16 protein-coding genes are annotated in these 18,408 nt (G+C 76.1%); 7 read left to right on the plus strand and 9 right to left on the minus strand.

Going from position 1 to position 18,408, the window contains the following annotated elements; all coding sequences use genetic code 11:
• The first annotated feature begins 16 nt into the window (after nucleotides 1–16).
• From HKK73_RS02155 to HKK73_RS02175, 5 genes are all read left to right on the plus strand, one after another.
• On the plus strand, nucleotides 17–592 hold the full coding sequence (locus HKK73_RS02155) for a DinB family protein (protein WP_171467343.1): 576 nt from the start codon (nucleotides 17–19) through the stop codon (nucleotides 590–592).
• 83 nt (nucleotides 593–675) lie between these two features.
• Nucleotides 676–1,743: a hypothetical protein gene (locus HKK73_RS02160; RefSeq protein ID WP_171467344.1), complete on the plus strand. Its 1,068-nt coding sequence runs from the start codon at nucleotides 676–678 to the stop codon at nucleotides 1,741–1,743.
• A 644-nt stretch (nucleotides 1,744–2,387) separates the two neighbouring features.
• Nucleotides 2,388–3,479: a pirin family protein gene (locus HKK73_RS02165; RefSeq protein ID WP_171467345.1), complete on the plus strand. Its 1,092-nt coding sequence runs from the start codon at nucleotides 2,388–2,390 to the stop codon at nucleotides 3,477–3,479.
• A gap of 23 nt (nucleotides 3,480–3,502) precedes the next feature.
• The gene (locus tag HKK73_RS02170; RefSeq protein WP_043656736.1) at nucleotides 3,503–4,327 is read left to right on the plus strand and encodes a DUF5926 family protein; all 825 of its coding nucleotides are present in this window, start codon (nucleotides 3,503–3,505) and stop codon (nucleotides 4,325–4,327) included.
• A gap of 225 nt (nucleotides 4,328–4,552) precedes the next feature.
• On the plus strand, nucleotides 4,553–5,434 hold the full coding sequence (locus HKK73_RS02175; protein WP_082774333.1) for a glycosyltransferase family 2 protein: 882 nt from the start codon (nucleotides 4,553–4,555) through the stop codon (nucleotides 5,432–5,434).
• Between the two features lie 12 nt (nucleotides 5,435–5,446).
• Here the strand turns inward: HKK73_RS02175 and HKK73_RS02180 are convergent, their stop codons facing one another.
• From HKK73_RS02180 to HKK73_RS02210, 7 genes are read right to left on the minus strand one after another with little or no spacing between them, the layout of a single operon-like run.
• A complete protein-coding gene (locus tag HKK73_RS02180) occupies nucleotides 5,447–6,013 on the minus strand; it encodes a GNAT family N-acetyltransferase (protein WP_171467346.1) in 567 nt (188 codons plus the stop codon).
• Complete coding sequence (locus tag HKK73_RS02185; protein WP_021482310.1) at nucleotides 6,010–6,351, minus strand: transcriptional regulator; 342 nt, start codon at nucleotides 6,349–6,351, stop codon at nucleotides 6,010–6,012. Before HKK73_RS02185 ends, HKK73_RS02180 begins: the two co-directional genes overlap by 4 nt.
• Nucleotides 6,348–6,773 carry a hypothetical protein gene (locus tag HKK73_RS02190; RefSeq protein WP_171467347.1) on the minus strand — a complete coding sequence of 142 codons (426 nt, stop codon included), beginning with the start codon at nucleotides 6,771–6,773 and terminating at the stop codon, nucleotides 6,348–6,350. The genes HKK73_RS02185 and HKK73_RS02190 overlap by 4 nt, the downstream gene beginning before the upstream one ends.
• Before the next feature lie 18 nt (nucleotides 6,774–6,791).
• Nucleotides 6,792–8,234: a sugar porter family MFS transporter gene (locus HKK73_RS02195; RefSeq protein WP_171467348.1), complete on the minus strand. Its 1,443-nt coding sequence runs from the start codon at nucleotides 8,232–8,234 to the stop codon at nucleotides 6,792–6,794.
• 40 nt (nucleotides 8,235–8,274) lie between these two features.
• Nucleotides 8,275–8,697 carry a sensory rhodopsin transducer gene (locus HKK73_RS02200; protein ID WP_076403736.1) on the minus strand — a complete coding sequence of 141 codons (423 nt, stop codon included), beginning with the start codon at nucleotides 8,695–8,697 and terminating at the stop codon, nucleotides 8,275–8,277.
• Nucleotides 8,694–9,467, minus strand: coding sequence for an SDR family NAD(P)-dependent oxidoreductase (locus HKK73_RS02205; RefSeq protein WP_086149329.1), 774 nt, complete (start codon nucleotides 9,465–9,467; stop codon nucleotides 8,694–8,696). The genes HKK73_RS02200 and HKK73_RS02205 overlap by 4 nt, the downstream gene beginning before the upstream one ends.
• Entirely contained in the window at nucleotides 9,464–10,606 is a 1,143-nt protein-coding gene (locus HKK73_RS02210; RefSeq protein ID WP_171467349.1) for a mandelate racemase/muconate lactonizing enzyme family protein, read from the minus strand. Before HKK73_RS02210 ends, HKK73_RS02205 begins: the two co-directional genes overlap by 4 nt.
• Before the next feature lie 111 nt (nucleotides 10,607–10,717).
• Between HKK73_RS02210 and HKK73_RS02215 the strand changes: the two genes are divergently transcribed.
• Together HKK73_RS02215 and bsh are read left to right on the plus strand one after the other, a co-directional pair.
• A complete protein-coding gene (locus HKK73_RS02215) occupies nucleotides 10,718–11,359 on the plus strand; it encodes a GntR family transcriptional regulator (protein WP_021482493.1) in 642 nt (213 codons plus the stop codon).
• A 122-nt stretch (nucleotides 11,360–11,481) separates the two neighbouring features.
• The gene (gene bsh, locus HKK73_RS02220) at nucleotides 11,482–12,429 is read left to right on the plus strand and encodes a choloylglycine hydrolase (RefSeq protein ID WP_076403734.1); all 948 of its coding nucleotides are present in this window, start codon (nucleotides 11,482–11,484) and stop codon (nucleotides 12,427–12,429) included.
• Between the two features lie 4 nt (nucleotides 12,430–12,433).
• On the opposite strand, the gene HKK73_RS02225 is transcribed toward bsh, so the two are convergent.
• Together HKK73_RS02225 and HKK73_RS02230 are read right to left on the minus strand one after the other, a co-directional pair.
• Nucleotides 12,434–17,134: a hypothetical protein gene (locus HKK73_RS02225; protein WP_171467350.1), complete on the minus strand. Its 4,701-nt coding sequence runs from the start codon at nucleotides 17,132–17,134 to the stop codon at nucleotides 12,434–12,436.
• A gap of 112 nt (nucleotides 17,135–17,246) precedes the next feature.
• Nucleotides 17,247–18,380 (minus strand): diacylglycerol kinase family protein, encoded by a 1,134-nt coding sequence (locus HKK73_RS02230; protein WP_171467351.1) that lies wholly within the window; start codon nucleotides 18,378–18,380, stop codon nucleotides 17,247–17,249.
• Nucleotides 18,381–18,408 lie beyond the last annotated feature (28 nt).

Below are 18,408 nucleotides of genomic sequence, written 5' to 3' on the forward strand. Positions count from 1 at the left end.
CTGGCACACTGCCGCCATGGACACGACCGCGTCGCCCGAGGGCGTCCCCGCCGCCGCCCCGGACCCGGAGTTCCCGCCCGTCCCCGCGGACACCAAGGACTGGACGTGGGTCATGGAGCGGCCGTGCCCCGAGTGCGGGTTCGTCGCCGCCGAGGTCACGCCCGACCGCGTGGGCGCCGCGGTCCGCGACGCCGTCCCGCGCTACGTCGCGGCCCTGGGCCGCCCCGACGCACGGACCCGACCTGACCCGACGACGTGGTCGGTGCTCGAGTACGCCGCGCACGTCCGCGACGTCTTCACGGTGTTCGACGTGCGCGTGCAGTCCATGGTCGAGGGCGACGACCCGCGGTTCGCCAACTGGGACCAGGACGCGACCGCGGTCGCGGAGGACTACGCGCACCAGGACCCGGCCGTGGTCGCGCGCGAGCTCCGGATCGCGGGCGACCGCGTCGCGGGCCGCTTCGACGCGCTCGTCCCCGACCAGTGGGAGCGTCCCGGCCGGCGCTCGAACGGGTCGGTCTTCACCGTCCGGACGCTGGGGCAGTACTTCGTGCACGACGTCGTCCACCACCTCCACGACGTCGGCGCCTGACGCCCGCGGGGTCCCGGTGAGCGGACCCACGCTCGTGACACCGCCGTAACACCGTCGCCTCCGGGGCGCTCTACGTTCCGGTCATGGACGCCCCCGTCGCCGGCCTGGTGCCGGACGCGCACGCCGGTGCGCACCTGCTCGCGACGCCCCGCTCGCGCGGCGCGGCCCGCACGCCCGTGGACGCGCTCGCGCGCGCCTGGTTCGTCGGCGCGGCCTGGACGACCCCGCCGGGCGGCGGGGGAGCGGCGCGCCCCATGGCCGGTGCGCGGTTCCGTGGCGTGGTGCCCGACGGCGTCGTCGCACCGGGCGAGCTGCGCCTCGCCGAGGGGGCGCGCGTCGTCGGGCCCTTCGCGCTCACGCCGCCGCAGACGCAGGCGCTCGGCCTCGCGGGCGGGGGCGCCGAGGCGTTCGCGCTGCACGTCGACCACCCCGACGCGCGGCTCGCGCCCGTCGCGCGGACCGGCGCCTGGGCCGGCACGTCGACCGGCACGTCGACCGGCACGTCGACCGGCTCGGTGACCGACGACCGCGACGGGCTGGTGCGCGCGTTCCCGGCTGGGCTGCCGCAGGGGCTCGAGCTCCGCGTGCTGGGCTGGGCCGTCGCCGCGGCCCGGCGCGTCGGCGGCGCGGTCGTCGCGGACGGCCGGACCGTGCTCACGCCCGACCCGGCATCGGGCGTCGACCTCACGCTCTACAGCGCCCACGTGCTCGGGCCCGACGACGCGCTCGGCGTCCTGCGCACGACGGTCCCCGGCGCGGGGGTCGTCGTGGTGCGGCCGGGCGCGGACGGCCTCGCGGAGTACGTGCTGTCGGGCGAGACCCCGTACGACGGCGCGGTGCGGCTCGAGGCCCGACGCGTCGCGCGGGTCCCGCTCGCGCTCGACGGCCTCGACTGGCGCGAGCACGGGCCGCACGCCTACCGCCTCACGTGGGTGCCGACCGAGCCGGACGAGCTCGCGGTCGAGCGGCCCTCGGGGCTGCACGTCATCGCGCGTTCGCGTGCCCGGGTGCTGCTCGCCCGGCTCGCGGCGATGCTCCAGGGCCGGCTCGCGGGGACGCTCGTCGACGACGGCGGGTTCGTCGTGCGCGACCTCGACCTCGACGAGCGGCTCTCCCCGGCGGCGGCACCGTCGGCGCGGTTCTGGGTCTGAGGGCGTGCGCACGGGCCGCGCCGCGGGGTCGGACGGGCCTGGCTCGCGGCGAGGCCTGTCCACAGAATTCATCCACAGGCCTGTGGGCGGCGTGGGAACGGCGCGGGCCGTCCTGTGGACGAACCTGTGGTGATCCGGCCGGCCCAAATGACAACGGTGGGAACTCTTGCAGACCCCCGGGCCGAGGACTACAAACGTCCGTAACGGCCCGGACGGGCGCACACGGACGACGGGGTTCCGGCACGCAGCACGCAGGGGTCTGAGGGCCTCGCCAGGACCGCACGACGTCTCGCCGCGCACGCGAGGGCACGGCCGACCGGAGAACGGTGGACGACCCGCCACCCCCTGCTGCGGGGCTGCGCGCGACGGCGCAGGTTCCTACCGGACCCGGAAGGCCGACCGCGATCGGCGTCACCGCACCTGCCCGGGCACCCGGGCGGACGCGAGGGCGCCGGGCCGCCACGTCGCGAGCGGCGCCCCGACGGGCCACCCGGCCCGACCGCCCCGGGGTCGCGCGGACACGGCGAGGCCCCTCGGAATCCTGCTCCGAGGGGCCTCGTCCCCATTCTCCCGCGGGCACGGCCCGACGCGAAGACCGTCGACAGGCGCAGGACGGCTCCGCCCCGCGCGCCTACGCTCGTGCCATGAGCAACCTCGAGACCCGGCCCGAGGAGCGCGTCTGCTCGGCGGGCGCGCCCCACGACGACGGCGGAGGCGCCGCGGTCGAGATCCTCGAGCACCGCGACGTCCCGCTCGGGGGCACCCGGGCGATGCGGGTGCGGCGCACGATCCCGCAGCGCGCGCGGTCGCTCGTCGGCGCGTGGTGCTTCCTCGACCACTACGGGCCGGACCCGCTGCCCGCGATCGGCGACGGCACCGACGGCATGCAGGTGCCGCCGCACCCCCACACCGGGCTCCAGACGGTCACGTGGCTGTTCGCCGGCGAGATCCTGCACCGCGACGCCGTCGGGTCGCTCCAGACGGTGCGGCCCGGCGAGCTCAACCTCATGACCGCGGGTCGCGGCATCTCGCACTCGGAGGAGTCGCCGCGCGGCGAGCGGCCCCCGGTCCTGCACGGCGTCCAGCTCTGGGTCGCGCTCCCGAGCGACCGCCTCGCGGACCCGCCCGCGTTCGAGCACCACGCCGACCTCCCCGTCGCCACGGTCGACGGCGCGCGCGTGCAGGTCTTCCTCGGCGCGCTCCGCGTGGGCGGCGCCGCCCTGCGCTCGCCCGCCACGACCTACACGCCGATCGTCGGTGCGCAGCTCGACCTCGCGCCCGGCGCGCGCGTCACGCTCGACGTGGACCCGACGTTCGAGCACGGCCTCCTCGTCGACGAGGGCGCCGTGCGGCTGGAGGGCTCGCCCGTGCCGCCGTCGTCGCTGGGGTACGTCGAGCCCGGCCGCACGACGCTCGTCGTCGAGGCAGGGCCGGACGCCCCGGCGCGGGCGGTGCTCGTGGGGGGCGAGCCGTTCGGCGAGGACATCGTCATGTGGTGGAACTTCGTGGGCCGCTCGCACGACGACGTCGCGCGCGCCCGCGCGGACTGGCAGGCCCAGCTCGTCGTCACGGGGGACCAGGGTCCGAACCGCGGCGGCACCCGGTACGCCGACGGCGCGCGCGAGCGCCGCTACGGCGAGGTCGTCGGGTACGACGGCGGACCCCTGCCCGCGCCCGCGCTGCCCGACGTCCGCCTGCGCCCGCGCACCCGGCCCGCCACGCCGCCGCGCCGGTAGGCCGCGCCAGTAGACTGCCGCGCATGGCCAAGAACACCACGCCCGACTTCGTGCTGCGCCCGTTCGAGGGGCTCCCCGGCGAGACCGACTGGGTCGCGATGCGCGAGGTCGTCCCCTCGGCCACCGCGACCGCGCGCACGACCGCCGAGCACGGGGCGCGCGACGTCCTCGTCGTGACGGTCCTGCCTGCCGGCTGGGCCGCGCTGCACCGTCAGGACGGCACGATCCTCCTCGCCGTCCAGACCCTCGCCGGCTCGGGCGACACGAGCCGCGACCTCGCCGCCGCGCTCCTCGAGGCGATCGACGCCGAGCCCGGCACGTCCATCGAGACGAGCGCCCTGCCCGACGCCGGCCCGCGCCTGCAGGACGTGCTCGACCTCTCCGTCCCGTTCGACGTCACCGTGCACGAGGACTTCGCGTTCTGGCTCGACCCGTCGGCGGAGATCACGCCCGACCTGCGGGCCTCGCTCGACCAGGCGGCCGAGTCGATGGTGCCCACCGTCAAGCTCGACGCCGTCGAGTCGGCGTACTGGTGCCGCATGTCGCGCGAGTTCTTGCGCTGGGCCCGCCCCGAGCCGGAGGACGCCCTCATCGACGCGATCTCGCGCCTGCACGCGAAGCGCGAGTCCGGCCTCGCGGGCGGCAAGTTCGTCGGTGCCTTCCGGTCGAGCGGCCTGCTCGTCCCCGTCTGGGAGCTGCCCCGCGGCACGGAGGCGGACGAGCTCGAGGGCCCGGTCGCGGAGCTCGACGCGCGGCTCACCGAGGCGCTCGCGGTCACGGAGCCGCTCGACGCGAACGAGCGCCGTGCGCGCGCGGGCATCGTGTCCCGGCAGGTCACGCTCCGCTGACCCCGCGCATGCTCTGCTGATCCGGAGCCCCCGCGCGAGCGCACGACGCGGGAGCGTGACCACGCCGAGAGCCCGCCGACGCCCCTGTCGGCGGGCTCTCGCGTCGAGTAGGATCCGGGAGACCTGGGAACGCAGCCCGGTCGTCCTGCGGAGATCCCGAGCGGATCCGCTGGTGGAACGACGACACATCTGCGGCCAACTCTTTGCACTACTAGGCTGGACGGCGTGAACGCGGACCATCGGTCGACCGATACGGGGAAGAACACGGGGAGTGCCCCCACGAGCACGGCGAGCACGCCGCCGACGTACCTGTCGGCGTCCGGCACGCGGGCGCGCACGCCGCGCCCCGTGGCCGGTGACGGGCGCACGGGCCGCGCCGTCCGCCAGCGCGTCGCGGTGATCATCCCCGCGAAGGACGAGTCCCGCCGCATCGCCGCCACCGTGCGCGCCGCGAAGGCCATCCCGCACGTCGACCTCGTGCTCGTCGTCGACGACGGGAGCGAGGACGACACCCAGCACGTCGCGCGCGAGGCGGGCGCCGTCGTCGTGCGGCACTCCCACAACCGCGGGAAGGCCGCGGCCATGGAGACGGGCGCCGCCGTCGTCGCGATGCGCGACGCGGCCGACCGCCCGCCGCGCCTCCTGCTCTTCATCGACGGCGACCTCGGCGAGACCGCGGTGAACACCGCGCCGCTCGTCGCGCCCGTGCTCGACGGGTACGCCGACGTCGCCATCGCGCTGCTCCCGCCGCAGCCGGGCGCGGGCGGCCGGGGGATCGTCGTGGGGGCCGCGCGCCGCGCGATCCAGTCCCTCACGGGGTGGACCCCGACGCAGCCCCTCTCCGGGATGCGGTGCCTCACGCGCGAGGCGTTCGAGGCCGCGACGCCGCTCGCGCGCGGGTGGGGCGTCGAGACGGGCATGACGATCGACCTGCTCCGCAAGGGGTACGTGGCGGTCGAGGTGCCGTGCGACCTGCGCCACCGCGCGTCGTCGAACGACCTCAAGGGCCAGCTCCACCGCGCCGCCCAGTACCGCGACGTGCTGCTGGCGGTGAACGCGCGCAAGATGCGCTCCGCCGTCGACCGCGTGCGCGCGGGCGACCACTGACCGAGGCGGCGCTCAGGGCGTCGGCGTGCGGACCATGCCGTGCACGACGGGACCGTCGTGCACCTGCGTGGTCGCGGTGCGCACGAAGCCCAGCCGCTCGTAGAAGGTGACGTTGCGCGCGTCGGAGGTCTCGAGCGCGACGGGCGCGTCCCCGAGGGCGGGGTCGCGCAGGGCGGCCCGGCACACCGCGCTGCCGAGCCCGGTGCCCTGGAGCGACGGCAGGACCCCCACCGTCGCGAGCGTCCACGCGTCCGGCGGGGACGGCGGGAGCTCGGCGGCGGCCACGGCCTGCAGGCGCGGGCCGTGCAGCGCGGCGACGCGCTCCTGGACGTCATCGGGGGGAGCGGGGGCGTCGGGCGGCATGAGCGCGACGACGGAGTCCGCCGGGTCGTGGACGACCACGATCCCGTGCGCGAGGGCGTGCTCAAGGTAGATCTCCTGGAGCGCGGCGAGACGCTCGGGGTAGTCGTCCTCCGGGACGGCCCAGCGGGTCCAGGGGTAGTCGTGGAACGCGGCGGCGAGGGTGCGGGCCGCGGCGGGGACGTCAGCGGCGGTGGCTCGACGGAACGTCGGCGTCATGGTGCGGTGCCTCTCGGGGTCGGGTCGGGCTGGGGCTCGATCGCACCGGTGCGGGCGATCTGCTCGAGGGTGCGCACGTGCTGCCGGAACGCGTCGAGCCCGCGGTCGCTGATGCGGACCCACGTGCGCGTCCGGCGTCCGGCGGCCTCCTTGCGGATCTCCACGAGGCCCGCGTCGGAGAGCGCGGTGAGGGCCTGGGAGAGGGACGAGTCGCTCAGCTCGACCAGGTCGGCCAGGAAGCGGAAGTCCGCGCTCTCGACGTTCGCCAGGGCGGCGAGGATCGAGAAGCGCACGGGCGAGTGGATGAGCGCGTCCAGGCCCTTGCGCGGGTGGCTCACCGGCGTGCGCTCGCGAACGCGCACGCCGCGAACGGGGACGCGGCGACGACGCCGGCGACGACCCACCAGGCGGGCGACGTCGCGCCGACGAGCTGGAGCGCCGGGTCGAGCATCACGAAGTACAGCACCGCCCAGGTGATGAGGGCGATGCCCATGTCGCGCACCCAGTGCCGGGGCGCCGTCCGGTGGTGCCGCGCGACGGCGGACCACAGCAGCGCGAGGACGACCACGAGCACCGTGGTGGCGGGCCACCACGGTGCGTCGAGGGCGTCGATCGCGATCGTGTACGCGAGCGCGGCGACGGCGTGCCCGACGCTGAGCCAGGGGTACCAGCGGGTCGCGCGGTGGGCCTGGGCGGCGACCTCCTCCGCCTGGCCGAGCTGACGGCGGGCCTGCTCCGGGGTGATGGAGTTCGGGATCATGCAATCACTTTAACACTCCTAAAGTGATTGCTGTCCACCCGACGCGGTGTCCTCCCGCATCTCCTCAAGCGGGCGGTTCGCCGTCTCGGGCAGCGCGCGGAGCACGAGCACGAACGACGCCGCCGCGAACACCGCGTAGAGGGCGTAGCTGCCGGGGAGCGACAGGTCCCGGAGCGAGGGGAACGTGAGGTTGACGGCGATGCCCGCCGCCCAGTTCGCAGCGGCGGCGAGCGACGCGGCGCGGGCGCGCAGCAGGTTGGGGAACATCTCCCCGACGAGGATCCACACCACCGGACCCCACGAGACGGCGAAGGCCACGACGAAGACGTTCGCCGCGACCAGGGTCACGACGCCCCACGCGTCGACGAACGCGACGCCGTCCGCGGTCTGCTGCGCCTGGGCGAACCCGGTCGCCATGACGGCCAGGGCGACCGTCATGCCCACCGACCCCACGAGCAGCAGGCGACGCCGACCCACGCGGTCGACGAGGAAGATCGCGACGACGGTCGCCGCGACGTTGACGAGCGACGTGAGGGCCGAGAGCCAGAAGGCCTGCTGCTCGCCGAAGCCCACCTGCGCCCAGAGCGACGTCGAGTAGTAGAAGATGACGTCGATCCCGACCAGCGCCTGGAGCGCGGCGAGCGCGATCCCCAGCCAGACGATGGGCTTGAGGCGGCCCGGGCCGGAGAACAGGTGGGACCACGCCGGCCGCGCCTCGTGGAGCGTCCCCTCGATGGTCGCGACGCCCAGCAGCGCGTCGCCCTCCGGGACGCGGTGGAGGCGGCGCAGCGTGCGGGCGGCGCCGTCCCGGTCGCCGCGCATCACGAGGTACCGCGGCGACTCGGGCAGCAGGACCGCCGCGACCACGTACGCGAGCGACGGCACGACCGCGACGAGGAACATCCACCGCCAGGCGGGCAGGCCGAGGGCCAGCTCCGCCTCGGCCCCGCCCGCCGCGCGGACGAGGGACGCGTTCGAGACGAGCGCGGCGAAGATGCCCAGGACGATCGACATCTGCTGTGCCGTCGCGAGCCGCCCGCGCAGCCGGGCGGGGGCGATCTCGGCGATGTAGAGCGGGGCGACGACGGACGCCATCCCCACCCCGACGCCCCCCAGGAAGCGCCACAGCGCGAGGGTCGGGCCGTCGTGCGCGACGGCGCACAGCATCGACGTGGTGACGAACAGGGTCCCGGCGACCATCATGAGGCGCCGTCGCCCGAAGCGGTCCGCGATCGTGCCCGCGGCGAAGGCGCCCACGGCCGCGCCGAGCAGCGCGCTCGCGACGATCACGCCGACGAGCGCGCTCCCGACGCCGAGCTCGGCCTTGAGGGCGTCGACGGCGCCGTTGACCACGGCCGTGTCGAAGCCGAACATGAACCCGCCCAGCGCCGCCCCGACGGTCGACGCGACGACGAGCGGGGTGAGGGCGCCGTGGCCGAGCCGGCCCGTCGCGGCGTTCACGGCGTGCCCCGGCGGGCGGTCGTCGGGGTGGAGGTCTGCGTCATCGGAGGTCCTCTCGAAGGGTGTCGACGGGGTGGGCGATCGTGCTGAAGAGGGCGTTGGCGGCCTGCCGCGAGTCGAGCCGCGTGTGCTGGACGACGACGGGCGCCGACGCGACGACGACGGCCGAGTAGTCGGTGCCGCGGGGCACGGGCTCGGGGTCGTCGAGGTCGTTGAGCGTCACGTGGCGCACCCGCTCGGCGGGCACCACCACGACGTAGGGGCCGGCCGGCGGGCGGTCGGCGAAGTAGAGACGGATCTCGACGCGCGCGTCGTCGGGACCGGCGTTGAGCAGGCACAGGCTCTCGTGGCTTGCGAGGGTCGGGTCGTCGCCCGTGCCGTACGGCGGGATCCAGCCGTCGCCGATCGCCCAGCACGTCGCCCCGACCCGGGGGCGACGTGCCGGGGCGTCCGGCGCACTCATACGCTGATCGACGACTTGGCGAGGACGCCGCCGTCGCACCCGACGAGCGACCCGGTCGTGTACGACGAGCGGTCCGACAGCAGCCAGAGCACGGGCTCGGCGATCTCCTCGGGCCGCGCGAGCCGACCCAGCGGGACCTCGTGCTCGATCTGCGCGCGCGTGGCGGCCACCTCGTCGGCGGGCACGTTGGCCCACATGAGGGGGGTCTCCGTCGGGCCGGGGACGATCGCGTTCACCCGGACGCCGTGGCGCGCGTAGTCGACCGCGAGGGTGCGGACCATGGACGACACCGCGCCCTTCGAGGCGCCGTACGCCGTCGCGCCCCCGGCCGCGAAGCCGACCGTCGCGGCGGGCGAGCCGCACAGCACGACGCTCCCGCCGTCGCCGTCGATCATCGCGCGCAGCACCTCGCGCACGACGAGGAACGTGCCCGTCACGTTGACGTCGAGCACGCGGCGCCACGTGGCCGGGTCGAGCTCGTGCGCCGCCCCGCCCACGTCGATCCCGGCGCCCGCGAAGAGGCCGCGCAGCGGCGGTCCGGACTCCGCGACCGTCCCGACCGCCGCCGCGACGGCGGCGGCGTCGGTCACGTCGAGCACGTGCGCGCGCCCGTCCCCGCCCGCCTGCCGGGCGAGGTCCACGGTGGCCGCGGCGCCGTCGGGGTCGAGGTCCAGCACGTGCACGAACCAGCCGTCGCGCGCCGCGCCCACGGCGACCGCGCGGCCGATCCCCGACGCCGCGCCCGTCACGACGAGCGACCGCGGGCTCACGACGCGCTCCTGAGCAGCGCGTCGACGTCGCAGTAGCGCGCGAGGCGGTCGCGGTCGAGCGTGATGCCGAGCCCGGGACCGTCGGGGATCGGGAGCATCCCGTCCGCGTCGAGCGTCCAGCGGTCGGTCGTCAGGTCGTCGATGTAGGGCGAGCCGGTGACGTACTCGACGAGGTCCGTATCTGGCAGGGCGGAGGCGAGCTGGAGGTCCGTGGCGAGCCCGACGGCGGTGTTCCACCCGTGCGGAACGAGCTTGACGCCGTGGTCGTGCGCGGACCACGCGATGCGCCGCAGCTCGCTCGTCCCGCCGACCTTCGTGACGTCGGGCTGCACGATGTCGAGGGCGCCGCCCTCGATCCACGGCTGGAACGCCTGCCGACGCGTGAGCACCTCGCCGCCCGAGATCGGCACGGGCGAGCGCCTGCGCAGGTGCGTGTAGTCCTCGATCGCGTCCGGCGGGAGCGGCTCCTCGAACCACGCGACGCCGTACGCGTCGAGCATGCGCGCGGTGCGCAGGGCCCACTTGTAGCCCTGGCTCCACGCGCTGTCGCTGCCGCCCGCGTCGACCATGAGCATCGCGTCGGGGCCGACGGCGTCGCGCGCCGCGGCGACGATGCGCTCGTCGAGCCGCTCGTCGACCCGGCCGAAGGGACCCCAGCCGATCTTGAACGCGGTCCACCCCTCGGCGCGCAGCGCGGTGAGGTGGTCGCGCAGCGCGTCGGGCTCGTCCATGAGCAGGGACGCGTACGGGCGCACCCGGTCGCGGTACCGCCCACCGAGGAGGCGCCCGACGGGCTGGCCCGTCGCCTGGCCGAGGAGGTCCCACAGCGCGGTGTCGACGCCGCTGATCGCGTGCGTGATCGACCCGCCGCGGCCCATCCAGAACGTCGTGCGGTGCAGCCGCTCGCTCGTGCGCTCGGGCTCGAGCGCGTTCGCCCCCAGGAGCAAGGACCGCAGGACGTCGAGCGCGCCGCGCACGAGGTCCTCCGTGGTGAACACGCTGCCGACGCCGACGAGACCCTCGTCGGTGTGGACGGCGACGAGGGTGTGCACGACGTCGTCCTGCCGCAGCTCCTCCTGCCAGCCGCCCTCGGGGGTGGCGCCGCGCAGCCCGGCGGCGGTGATGGCGGTGATCCTCATGGGTGTCCTCTCGTCGGTGCCGTGGACCGCGACTCTAGGTCGCTCGATGGTAGATGGTCAACCATCGGCCACCCACTAGGGTGGAGCCCTCCCGAGTGAGAGGTCGCCGTCGTGCCCGTCCTGCCCGCATCGCCGCCCGAGTCCCGGCGCGACTGGGTCTTGCGCCACCTGCGCGAACGCATCGCCTCCGGCGACCTGGCCGCCGGGGACCGCCTCGTCGAGCGCGACCTCTCCGCCGCCTACGGCATCAGCCGCGGCCCGGTGCGCGAGGCGATCATGGTGCTCGAGCAGGAAGGGCTCGTCGTCTCCCACCCGTACCGCGGCGCCGTCGTGGTGGACATCTCCCAGGAGGAGATCGCCGAGATCCTCGTCCCGGTGCGGACCGTCATCGAGAAGGTCGCGTTCCGCTCGGCGGCGCGTGCGCAGGACCCCGCGCTCCTGGACGCGCTCGACCGCACGGTGGCAGCGATGGAGCGCGCGGCGGACCCGCTCGACGCCCGTCGCCTCGCCGACCTCGACCTCGAGTTCCACGAGGCGGTGATCGCCGCCGCGAGCCACACGCAGTCGCTGCAGATCTGGCGGCTCATCCAGCCGCGCGTCCGCGCGTACTTCGTCCGCGACGCGCCGCACCACGAGGACCCGCACGCCGTCGTCGAGCAGCACCGGGACCTGCTCGCGGCGCTGCGGTCGGCCGACCCGGACCGCGCGGAGCGCGCGGTCGAGGAGCACATCGCCGTCTACCTGCAGCCCTGAGGCGCGCCCCTGCCGGTGGCCCCATCCGGAGCCCGGACGCACCATGGGAGGACGGGGCACGACGTCGTGACCCGGCGGCGCGCGGTCCCGCGTGCCGTGCCGACGACGACGGGGGCAGCGCGATGTGCACAGGGATCAGGTTCTCGGACGACCAGGGCAGCGTGTACCTGGCACGCAACCTCGACTGGACGAGCGGCTACGGGCAGCAGGTCGTGGTGACGCCCACGGGCTACGCGCCGCGCTCGCCGTTCGGCGCCGTGCGCTCGATCGAGCACGCGGTCATCGGCATGGGCATCGTGGAGGAGGACACCCCGCTCTACTTCGACTGCGGCAACGACGCGGGCCTGGCCGTCGCGGGGCTCAACTTCCCGGGCTACGCGGCCTACGCGCCCGGACCGGTCGACGGCGCGGTCAACGTCGCGGCGTTCGAGCTCCCGCTGTGGGTGTGCGCGCAGTTCGCGAGCGTGGACGAGGTCGAGGCGGCCCTCGCGGACGTGGTGGTCGTCGACCGTCCCATCAACGAGAAGTACCCCAGCTCGTTGCTGCACTGGATCGTCGCCGACGCGCAGCGGGCGATCGTGCTCGAGCACACCGCGGACGGCCTGCACGTGTTCCAGGACGACGTCGACGTGCTCACGAACCAGCCCGGGTTCGACTGGCACCACGAGAACCTGCGCAACTACCTCAACGTCTCGCCGGACTTCCCCGAGGACACGGTCGTGGGCCGGGCCCACCTCGCCCCGTTCGGCTCGGGCTCGCACATGCGCGGCGTCCCCGGCGACTACTACTCGCCGTCCCGGTTCGTCCGGGCCGCGTACGTCAACTCCCACTACCCGACGAAGGGCACCGAGGAGGAGAACGTCAGCCGCGCCTTCCACACGCTGCAGCAGGTCGCGATGGTCGACGGCTGCGCCGCGATGGGGTCGGGCGAGTTCGAGATCACGGTGTACACCGGGCTCTTCTCGTCCCGCACCTCGACGTACTACTGGAACACCTACGAGGACCCGGCGATCCGGAGCGTCGCCCTCGGTGACCACGCCACGGGCGGCACGGAGCTCGTCCTCGTGTAGCGCGTCACGACGTGGCGCTCTCGACTCGCGACGCGGAGCCCGCCCCGGCGCGCTCGTCCGGGTCCTCGCGCTCGCCGTCGCGGTCGCCGGCGTCCGCCGCGTGGAGCGCGGCGACGGTGAGCAGCGGCACCGCCGGGATGAGCGCGATGAGCGCGATCCGCACACCGAAGTCGTTGACGAGGGAGCCCGCGACGGCCACGATCCACAGGGCCAGGAGGGTCGGGCGCACGAGCGGCCACGCGGCCTCCGTGCGCGCGAACCAGCGCGGCGTGAAGCGTCGGGGCCAGAACAGCAGCAGCGCGGCCGCGACGAGCACGGCGATCGTCAGCCACACCGGCACCCCGCCGAGCACCGACCGCGCCGCGTAGCCCGCCTTGCGGAGCAGCGTCTCCCACGCCGACCCGTCGACGACCTGCCCGACGAACCGGCCCAGGTGCGAGCGCTCGTCGGCCGGGCGCAGCCAGTCGAGCACGCCGATGGCGGCGACGAGCGCGACGCCCGCCGTGGCGACGAGCAGGAAGCGGCGCCACGTGACGCGCGCGCCCGAGGCGGCGAGTCCCAGCACCGCGAACGCGGGCACGACGACGAGGCCGCCGCCGAGGTCGGCGCCGAGCGTCGGCCACACGTCCACGACCATCGTCACGAGGCCGATGACCCCCACCGTCGCGGCGGCGGCGTACCGGTGGCCGCGCGCGACGAGCCACTGCGCGAGCGCCGCGGCGACGACGAGCGCCGCGACCGCGTACACGGAGAACGTCGGGTTCCCGAACCCGTAGAACCGCGCGCCGAACGTCGGTGCCGAGCCGAGCGGGCTCGCCCGGTTGAGCGGGGTGCCGACGAGCGCGTCGAGCGTGAGCACGGCGAACGTGATGCCCGCGACGATCCCGGGCCCGAGCCACACCGGCCGACGCGGGGCGAGCGCGCCCAGGCCGGCGACGGCCGCCGTCGCGAGGACCGTGGACACGACGATCGCGAGCGTCTGGTTCCCGAACCGCCACCAGCCCGTGAGCGACACCAGGAAGGCGGCGGTGGGCACCGCGGCGACGACGAGCGCGGCCCCGCGGGCCCAGTGCGCCGCCCGGGCCCAGCGGGCGCGCGCACGGTCGCCCGTCGCGCGCGCGGCGCGCGGCGCGAGCAGGAGGCAGAGCCCGGCGATCACGAGCCCCGCGTAGAGCGGCACGTCGACGAACGCGGTGTACACGGCGCGGCGCACGTGGTCGCGGGTCGTGAGGTCGGCGAGGGCGTCGGCGGTCGACGTCGCGTCGGCCGGGCGCGGCGAGCCCCAGGCCAGCGGCGTGTCCTGGATCCGCGCCGGGGTGGCGGCGCCCGCGGCGTCGAGCACCGTGGCGGGGACGTCGAGCACGCGCGCGACGCCGTCGGTCCGCGTGGCGGCGCTCGTCAGGTAGCGGGACTGGTCGGGGCCGTCGGACGACGGGCGCACGAGCGTCGTGCCGAGCGCGGGACGGGTGCCGGGCGCGCCGGCGACGTCCACGACGAGCACGGTCGTGCCGCTCGGGGCCGCGTCGAGCACGGCGCCGACGGTCGCGTCGACCGCGGTGAGGCGGTCGGCGCGCAGGGTGCTGCGCAGCGTCGCGCGCTCGTCCGCCGGGAGATCGGGGTCGACGACCGGCGGGGTCGCGTCGCCCGCGTCGACGACGGTCACGGGGCACGCGAACGCGTCGGAGCCGGGTGCGGTCGTGTCCGCGAGGTCGCGGTAGCGCGCGACCTGGCCCGCGGAGTCCGCGAGCGCGACCGCCGCACCGGGGCCCACCGCCGTCGCGCACACCGCGCCGTCGGCGCCGGCCGCGGCGAGCGCGTCGCCGAGGACGCCGAGGCGCGCCTGGTAGCCCGAGCCGCGCTGGAGGGCGACCAGGTCGTCCCACCCCTCGACCTGCGCCCCGTCCGCGCCGTCGGGGGCGGGCTGCGCCGTCGGGCACGCCCACGCGCCGTCGGGTGCGCGCTCGGTCGTGACCTCGGCGAGCTGCCCGGCGGAGAGCGCGAGCCAGCCGCCGACGGTGCAGCGGCTCGCCGCGCCCGTGGGCTGGGAGACGCCGCCGGCTCCCGCGCCGTCGGTGAGCAGGGCGTGGAGGGTCGGGGTGGCGGACGACGTGACGTCGCTCCACGTGACGCCCGTGGTCCCGACGACGACGACCGGCCGGTCCGTCGCGATCGCGTCGGAGCGGGTCACCGACGCCTCGCCGCCCGCCGGGGCGGCGCTGGCCGCCGGTCGGAGCCCCGTCGAGGCGAGCACCGTGGCGGCGAGCAGGACGACGAGCAGGAGCCCGCCCCCCACCGTCGCGAGCATCGTCGGCATGCGCCGGATCCCCGGCTCGGGAACGGCTCCCGTGGTCTGCCGGGGCGCGGGGCGCGCGAGGAACCCCGGCACGATCATCGCGGTGGCGACCACCACGACCATGACGGCGATGATGACGCCCGAGTCGTTGAGGACGGAGCCGACGCCCGCGACGACGACGAGCGCGACGACGAGCGGGCGCAGCACCGGCCAGTTCTCGTAGGCCCGCGCGACCTCCGGGAGGCGGAAGCGCTCGGGGCGCAGCACGGCGACGGCCACGAGGACCACGAGCACCGCGGCGACCGCGCCGAGCGGGTTCGCGAGGGTCGCCCAGGCGCCGAGCGCCTTGCGGCCGATCACGTCGAGCGCGGCGCCGTCCACGACGGTCTGGACGAACCCGCCGAGGTGGGACCGCCCGCCCGGCAGCAGCCAGTCGACGACCGCGACGACCACGACCACGAGCACCGTCGCGAGCGCGACGACGAGCGCGCGCAGCCACGTGATGCGGATGCGGCCCACGAGGAGCGCGAGGACGGCGAACGCGGGGACGAGGGCGAGGATGCCGCCGAAGTCGGCGCCGAACGCGGGCCAGCCGTCGATGACGACCGTGACGACCCCGACGGCGACGACGGACCAGGCCGCGAGCCGGCGTCGTCCGCGGGCGGTCGCGGCCGACGCGAGGCCGCCCGCCAGCACGAGGCCGGCGACGGCGTACACGGCGAAGGTCACGTTGTTGAAGCCGTAGAAGCGCGTGAAGCCCACGACGGCGGACGTCCCGAGCAGGGAGGCCTGCTGGAGCGTCGTGCCGGTCGCGCCGTCCACGGTGAGCACGAGCCACGTCACCCCGGCGAGGGCCGACGGCAGCGCCCAGGGGCGCCGCGGGAGGAGGCGCGAGACGACCCACGCGACGAGGGCGACGACCACCGCGCTCACCGCGAGCGCGAGCGTGAGCGCCGGGGCGGGCGCGCTCCACACCCACCAGCGGGACAGGCTCGCGAGCGACGCCGCGACGGGAGCCGCCGCGGCCACCATGAGCACGGCGGAGAGCACGCGCAGGCCGCGCGGCCCCGGGCCGGGCTCGCGCCCGCGGCGGACGGCGGCGCGGCGCGCCCACAGGACGCCGCCGAGCGCCAGGACCAGGGTGGCGACGAGGAGGCCCACGAGCACGGGGTAGAGCGTGGGGATGGTGCTGGTGAGGACGTTGAGGTACTGCCGGTTCTCGACCGTGCGGGCCACGTCCATGCGCCGGACCTCGCCCTGCTCGAGCGCGGCGCCCTCGAGCCCCTCGGTGCTGCCGCCCGCCGACTCCACGACGGTCGCCGTCAGGTCGGCGAGCTGGACGATGCCGTCCTGCTGCGTGCTCGGCGAGTGGAGCCAGCGGCTCGTCGGCTGTCCCTTGCGCCAGTCGACGACGACCTGGAGCCCTGCCTCGCTGACCGGTCCGGCCGACACGCCGGCCACGACGACGCGCGTGCCCCGGTCGACCTCGTCCATGACCCGGGCGAGCGCCTCGTCGAGCTCGTCGAGGCTCTCGCCGCGGCCGGTGGCCGAGTCGACGATCTCGCCCTGGTCGACGACCGTCACGTCGCACGCGTCGAGCCCGCCGTCGGGGAGGGCGGCGAGCGAGGGCGCGTACCGCTCGACGTGCCCGACGGCGTCCGCGAGCATCACCGCGGCACCCGGCCCGACGGCGGTCGTGCAGACGCCCGTCTCGACGAGCCGGGCCGCGGCGGTCCCGGGGTCGTGCCGCGCCGCCTGGGCGGGCGTCTCCTCCGTGGCGGGCGTCGTGAGGACGGCCCAGCCGGGGACGTCGGCGGGGCGTGCGTCGGGCGTGGTCGTGCCGGTCGTCGCGACGGCGGGCACGGGCAGAGGGAGGCAGCCGCTCGCGGGCTCCTCGGCGTCGGCGGGGAGGGGCTCCACGGGCGCCTCCTCCGCCTGCGCCGAGACCATGCGCCCCGCGGAGAGCGTGAGCCACGCGTCGGTCGTGCACGCCGTGCGCCCGAGGTTGAGCGACGCGACGGACCCCGTCCGGATCATCGACCACAGCGTCGGCGTCGCGGTGGGGGAGACGTCGCTCCAGTACAGGCCGGCCACCGCGACCAGCACGACGGGCCGCGGGTCGTGCGCGGGCGCGGCGGCGAGCGAGCCGGAGGCGACGGTGGCCCCGGTGGTCGCCGGGCCGCCCTGCGTGACCGTCGGGGCGGCCGCGGTGGTCGTCGCCGCCGAGGGGCCTGCGGTGGTCGCCGCCGCCGATCCGGCCGCGGTGGTCGCCGCCGCCGGGCCGGCCGTGGCGAGGAGCGTCAGGAGCAGGGCGACGGCCGTGGCGAGCGCCGCCGTCCGCGGCCCGAGGCCCCGGTCCCGGCGGGCGGGCTGGGTGCGGGCAGGGGGGAGCGCGGCGGCCGGGAACGTCACCGGACCAGCCTACGGGGGTGCGTCCCGCCGCCCCCGACCGTGGCGGCGGCGTCGTCGCAGGTCCGCGCCGGACGCTCACGCCGCCTCCACGGCGCGTGCGCCGTGCGCGCACTCAGGCCGTGCGCACCACCAGCGCGCCGGGGTCGACGCGGGTCTCGATCTCGACCGCGAGGCCCAGCACGTCGCCGTCGACCTGCGCCTGCTCGCCCTCCTCGACCCGCACCCGGACGCGCCGGGCCCGCGCGTGGTCGATGCGCCCGATCTTGGCGGGCAGGTCGTTCCGGACGCCGAGCCCCTGCATGACGACCTCGCCGAAGAGCTGCGCCCAGCCCACCACTCCGCCGCGCGTGTCGACCGCGGCGACGTCGAGCACGCCGTCGTCGATCACGGCGTCGGGCAGGAGCGTGATGCCGCCGGGGAGCCGCCCGCAGTTGCCGATCATGAGGGAGCGCAGCCGCGCGTCGACGGGCGGCGAGTCGTCGAGCTGGATGCGGGCGCGCATGCGCCGACCGTGCAGGTGGCGGATCCCGGCCACGAAGTACGCGACCCAGCCCACCTTGGCCTTGAGCTCGTCGTCGGCGTCGGCGACCATCGCGGCGTCGAACCCGAGGCCGGCGATGACGAGGAAGATGTGCTCCTTGCCGGGCGCCCGGGCGGGGTCGAGGGCCGTGCCCTCCACGTCCCCGGGGCCTGCGGGGTCCGCGTACCGCAGGACCGTGACCCAGCCGACGTCGATCGGGCGGTCCGACCCCGCGATCACGACGGCGAGCGCCGCGCGGGCGTCGCCCACGGGCAGGTCGAGGTTGCGCGCGAGGAGGTTGCCCGTGCCCACGGGCACGAGGCCCATCGTGCGGCCGCTGCCGACCATGCCCTCCGCGACCGCGCGGACCGTGCCGTCCCCGCCCACGGCGACGACGACGTCCGCGCCCTGGGCGAGCGCGGCGCGCGTCTGCCCGACGCCCGGGTCGGCGATCGTCGTCTCGAACCACAGCGGGTCGGGGAGCGCCGCGTCGGCGAAGGCGCGGCGCACCACGGCCTCCAGCCCGACGACGTCGGGCTTCGACGGGTTCGCGACGAACGCGACGAGCTCGCGCGGGTCGTCGTCGGGAGGCGTCTCCTCGACGGGGAGGTCCGCGCCGTGCGCGCGCCGCAGGCGCGACTGCTGGGCGCGCAGCCCCAGCGCGACGACGAGGGCCACGACGGCGACGGCGAGCGCCGCGATCGCGACCCAGAGGGTCCAGGCCATGGCGACACCGTAGCGGGGTCGTGGCTGT

Origin of the sequence: Cellulosimicrobium sp. 72-3 (assembly GCF_013127315.1) — a bacterium.
Classification (GTDB): domain Bacteria; phylum Actinomycetota; class Actinomycetes; order Actinomycetales; family Cellulomonadaceae; genus Cellulosimicrobium; species Cellulosimicrobium funkei.

Bases quoted from the DNA above. Each gene is read 5' to 3' on its own strand.
- HKK73_RS02200 (WP_076403736.1), bottom strand. From the start codon at position 8,697: ATGAGTGCGCCGGACGCCCCGGCACGTCGCCCCCGGGTCGGGGCGACG.
- HKK73_RS02160 (WP_171467344.1), top strand. From the start codon at position 676: ATGGACGCCCCCGTCGCCGGCCTGGTGCCGGACGCGCACGCCGGTGCG.
- HKK73_RS02165 (WP_171467345.1), top strand. From the start codon at position 2,388: ATGAGCAACCTCGAGACCCGGCCCGAGGAGCGCGTCTGCTCGGCGGGC.
- HKK73_RS02180 (WP_171467346.1), bottom strand. From the start codon at position 6,013: ATGACGCCGACGTTCCGTCGAGCCACCGCCGCTGACGTCCCCGCCGCG.
- HKK73_RS02190 (WP_171467347.1), bottom strand. From the start codon at position 6,773: ATGATCCCGAACTCCATCACCCCGGAGCAGGCCCGCCGTCAGCTCGGC.
- HKK73_RS02170 (WP_043656736.1), top strand. From the start codon at position 3,503: ATGGCCAAGAACACCACGCCCGACTTCGTGCTGCGCCCGTTCGAGGGG.
- HKK73_RS02230 (WP_171467351.1), bottom strand. From the start codon at position 18,380: ATGGCCTGGACCCTCTGGGTCGCGATCGCGGCGCTCGCCGTCGCCGTC.
- HKK73_RS02210 (WP_171467349.1), bottom strand. From the start codon at position 10,606: ATGAGGATCACCGCCATCACCGCCGCCGGGCTGCGCGGCGCCACCCCC.
- bsh (WP_076403734.1), top strand. From the start codon at position 11,482: ATGTGCACAGGGATCAGGTTCTCGGACGACCAGGGCAGCGTGTACCTG.
- HKK73_RS02155 (WP_171467343.1), top strand. From the start codon at position 17: ATGGACACGACCGCGTCGCCCGAGGGCGTCCCCGCCGCCGCCCCGGAC.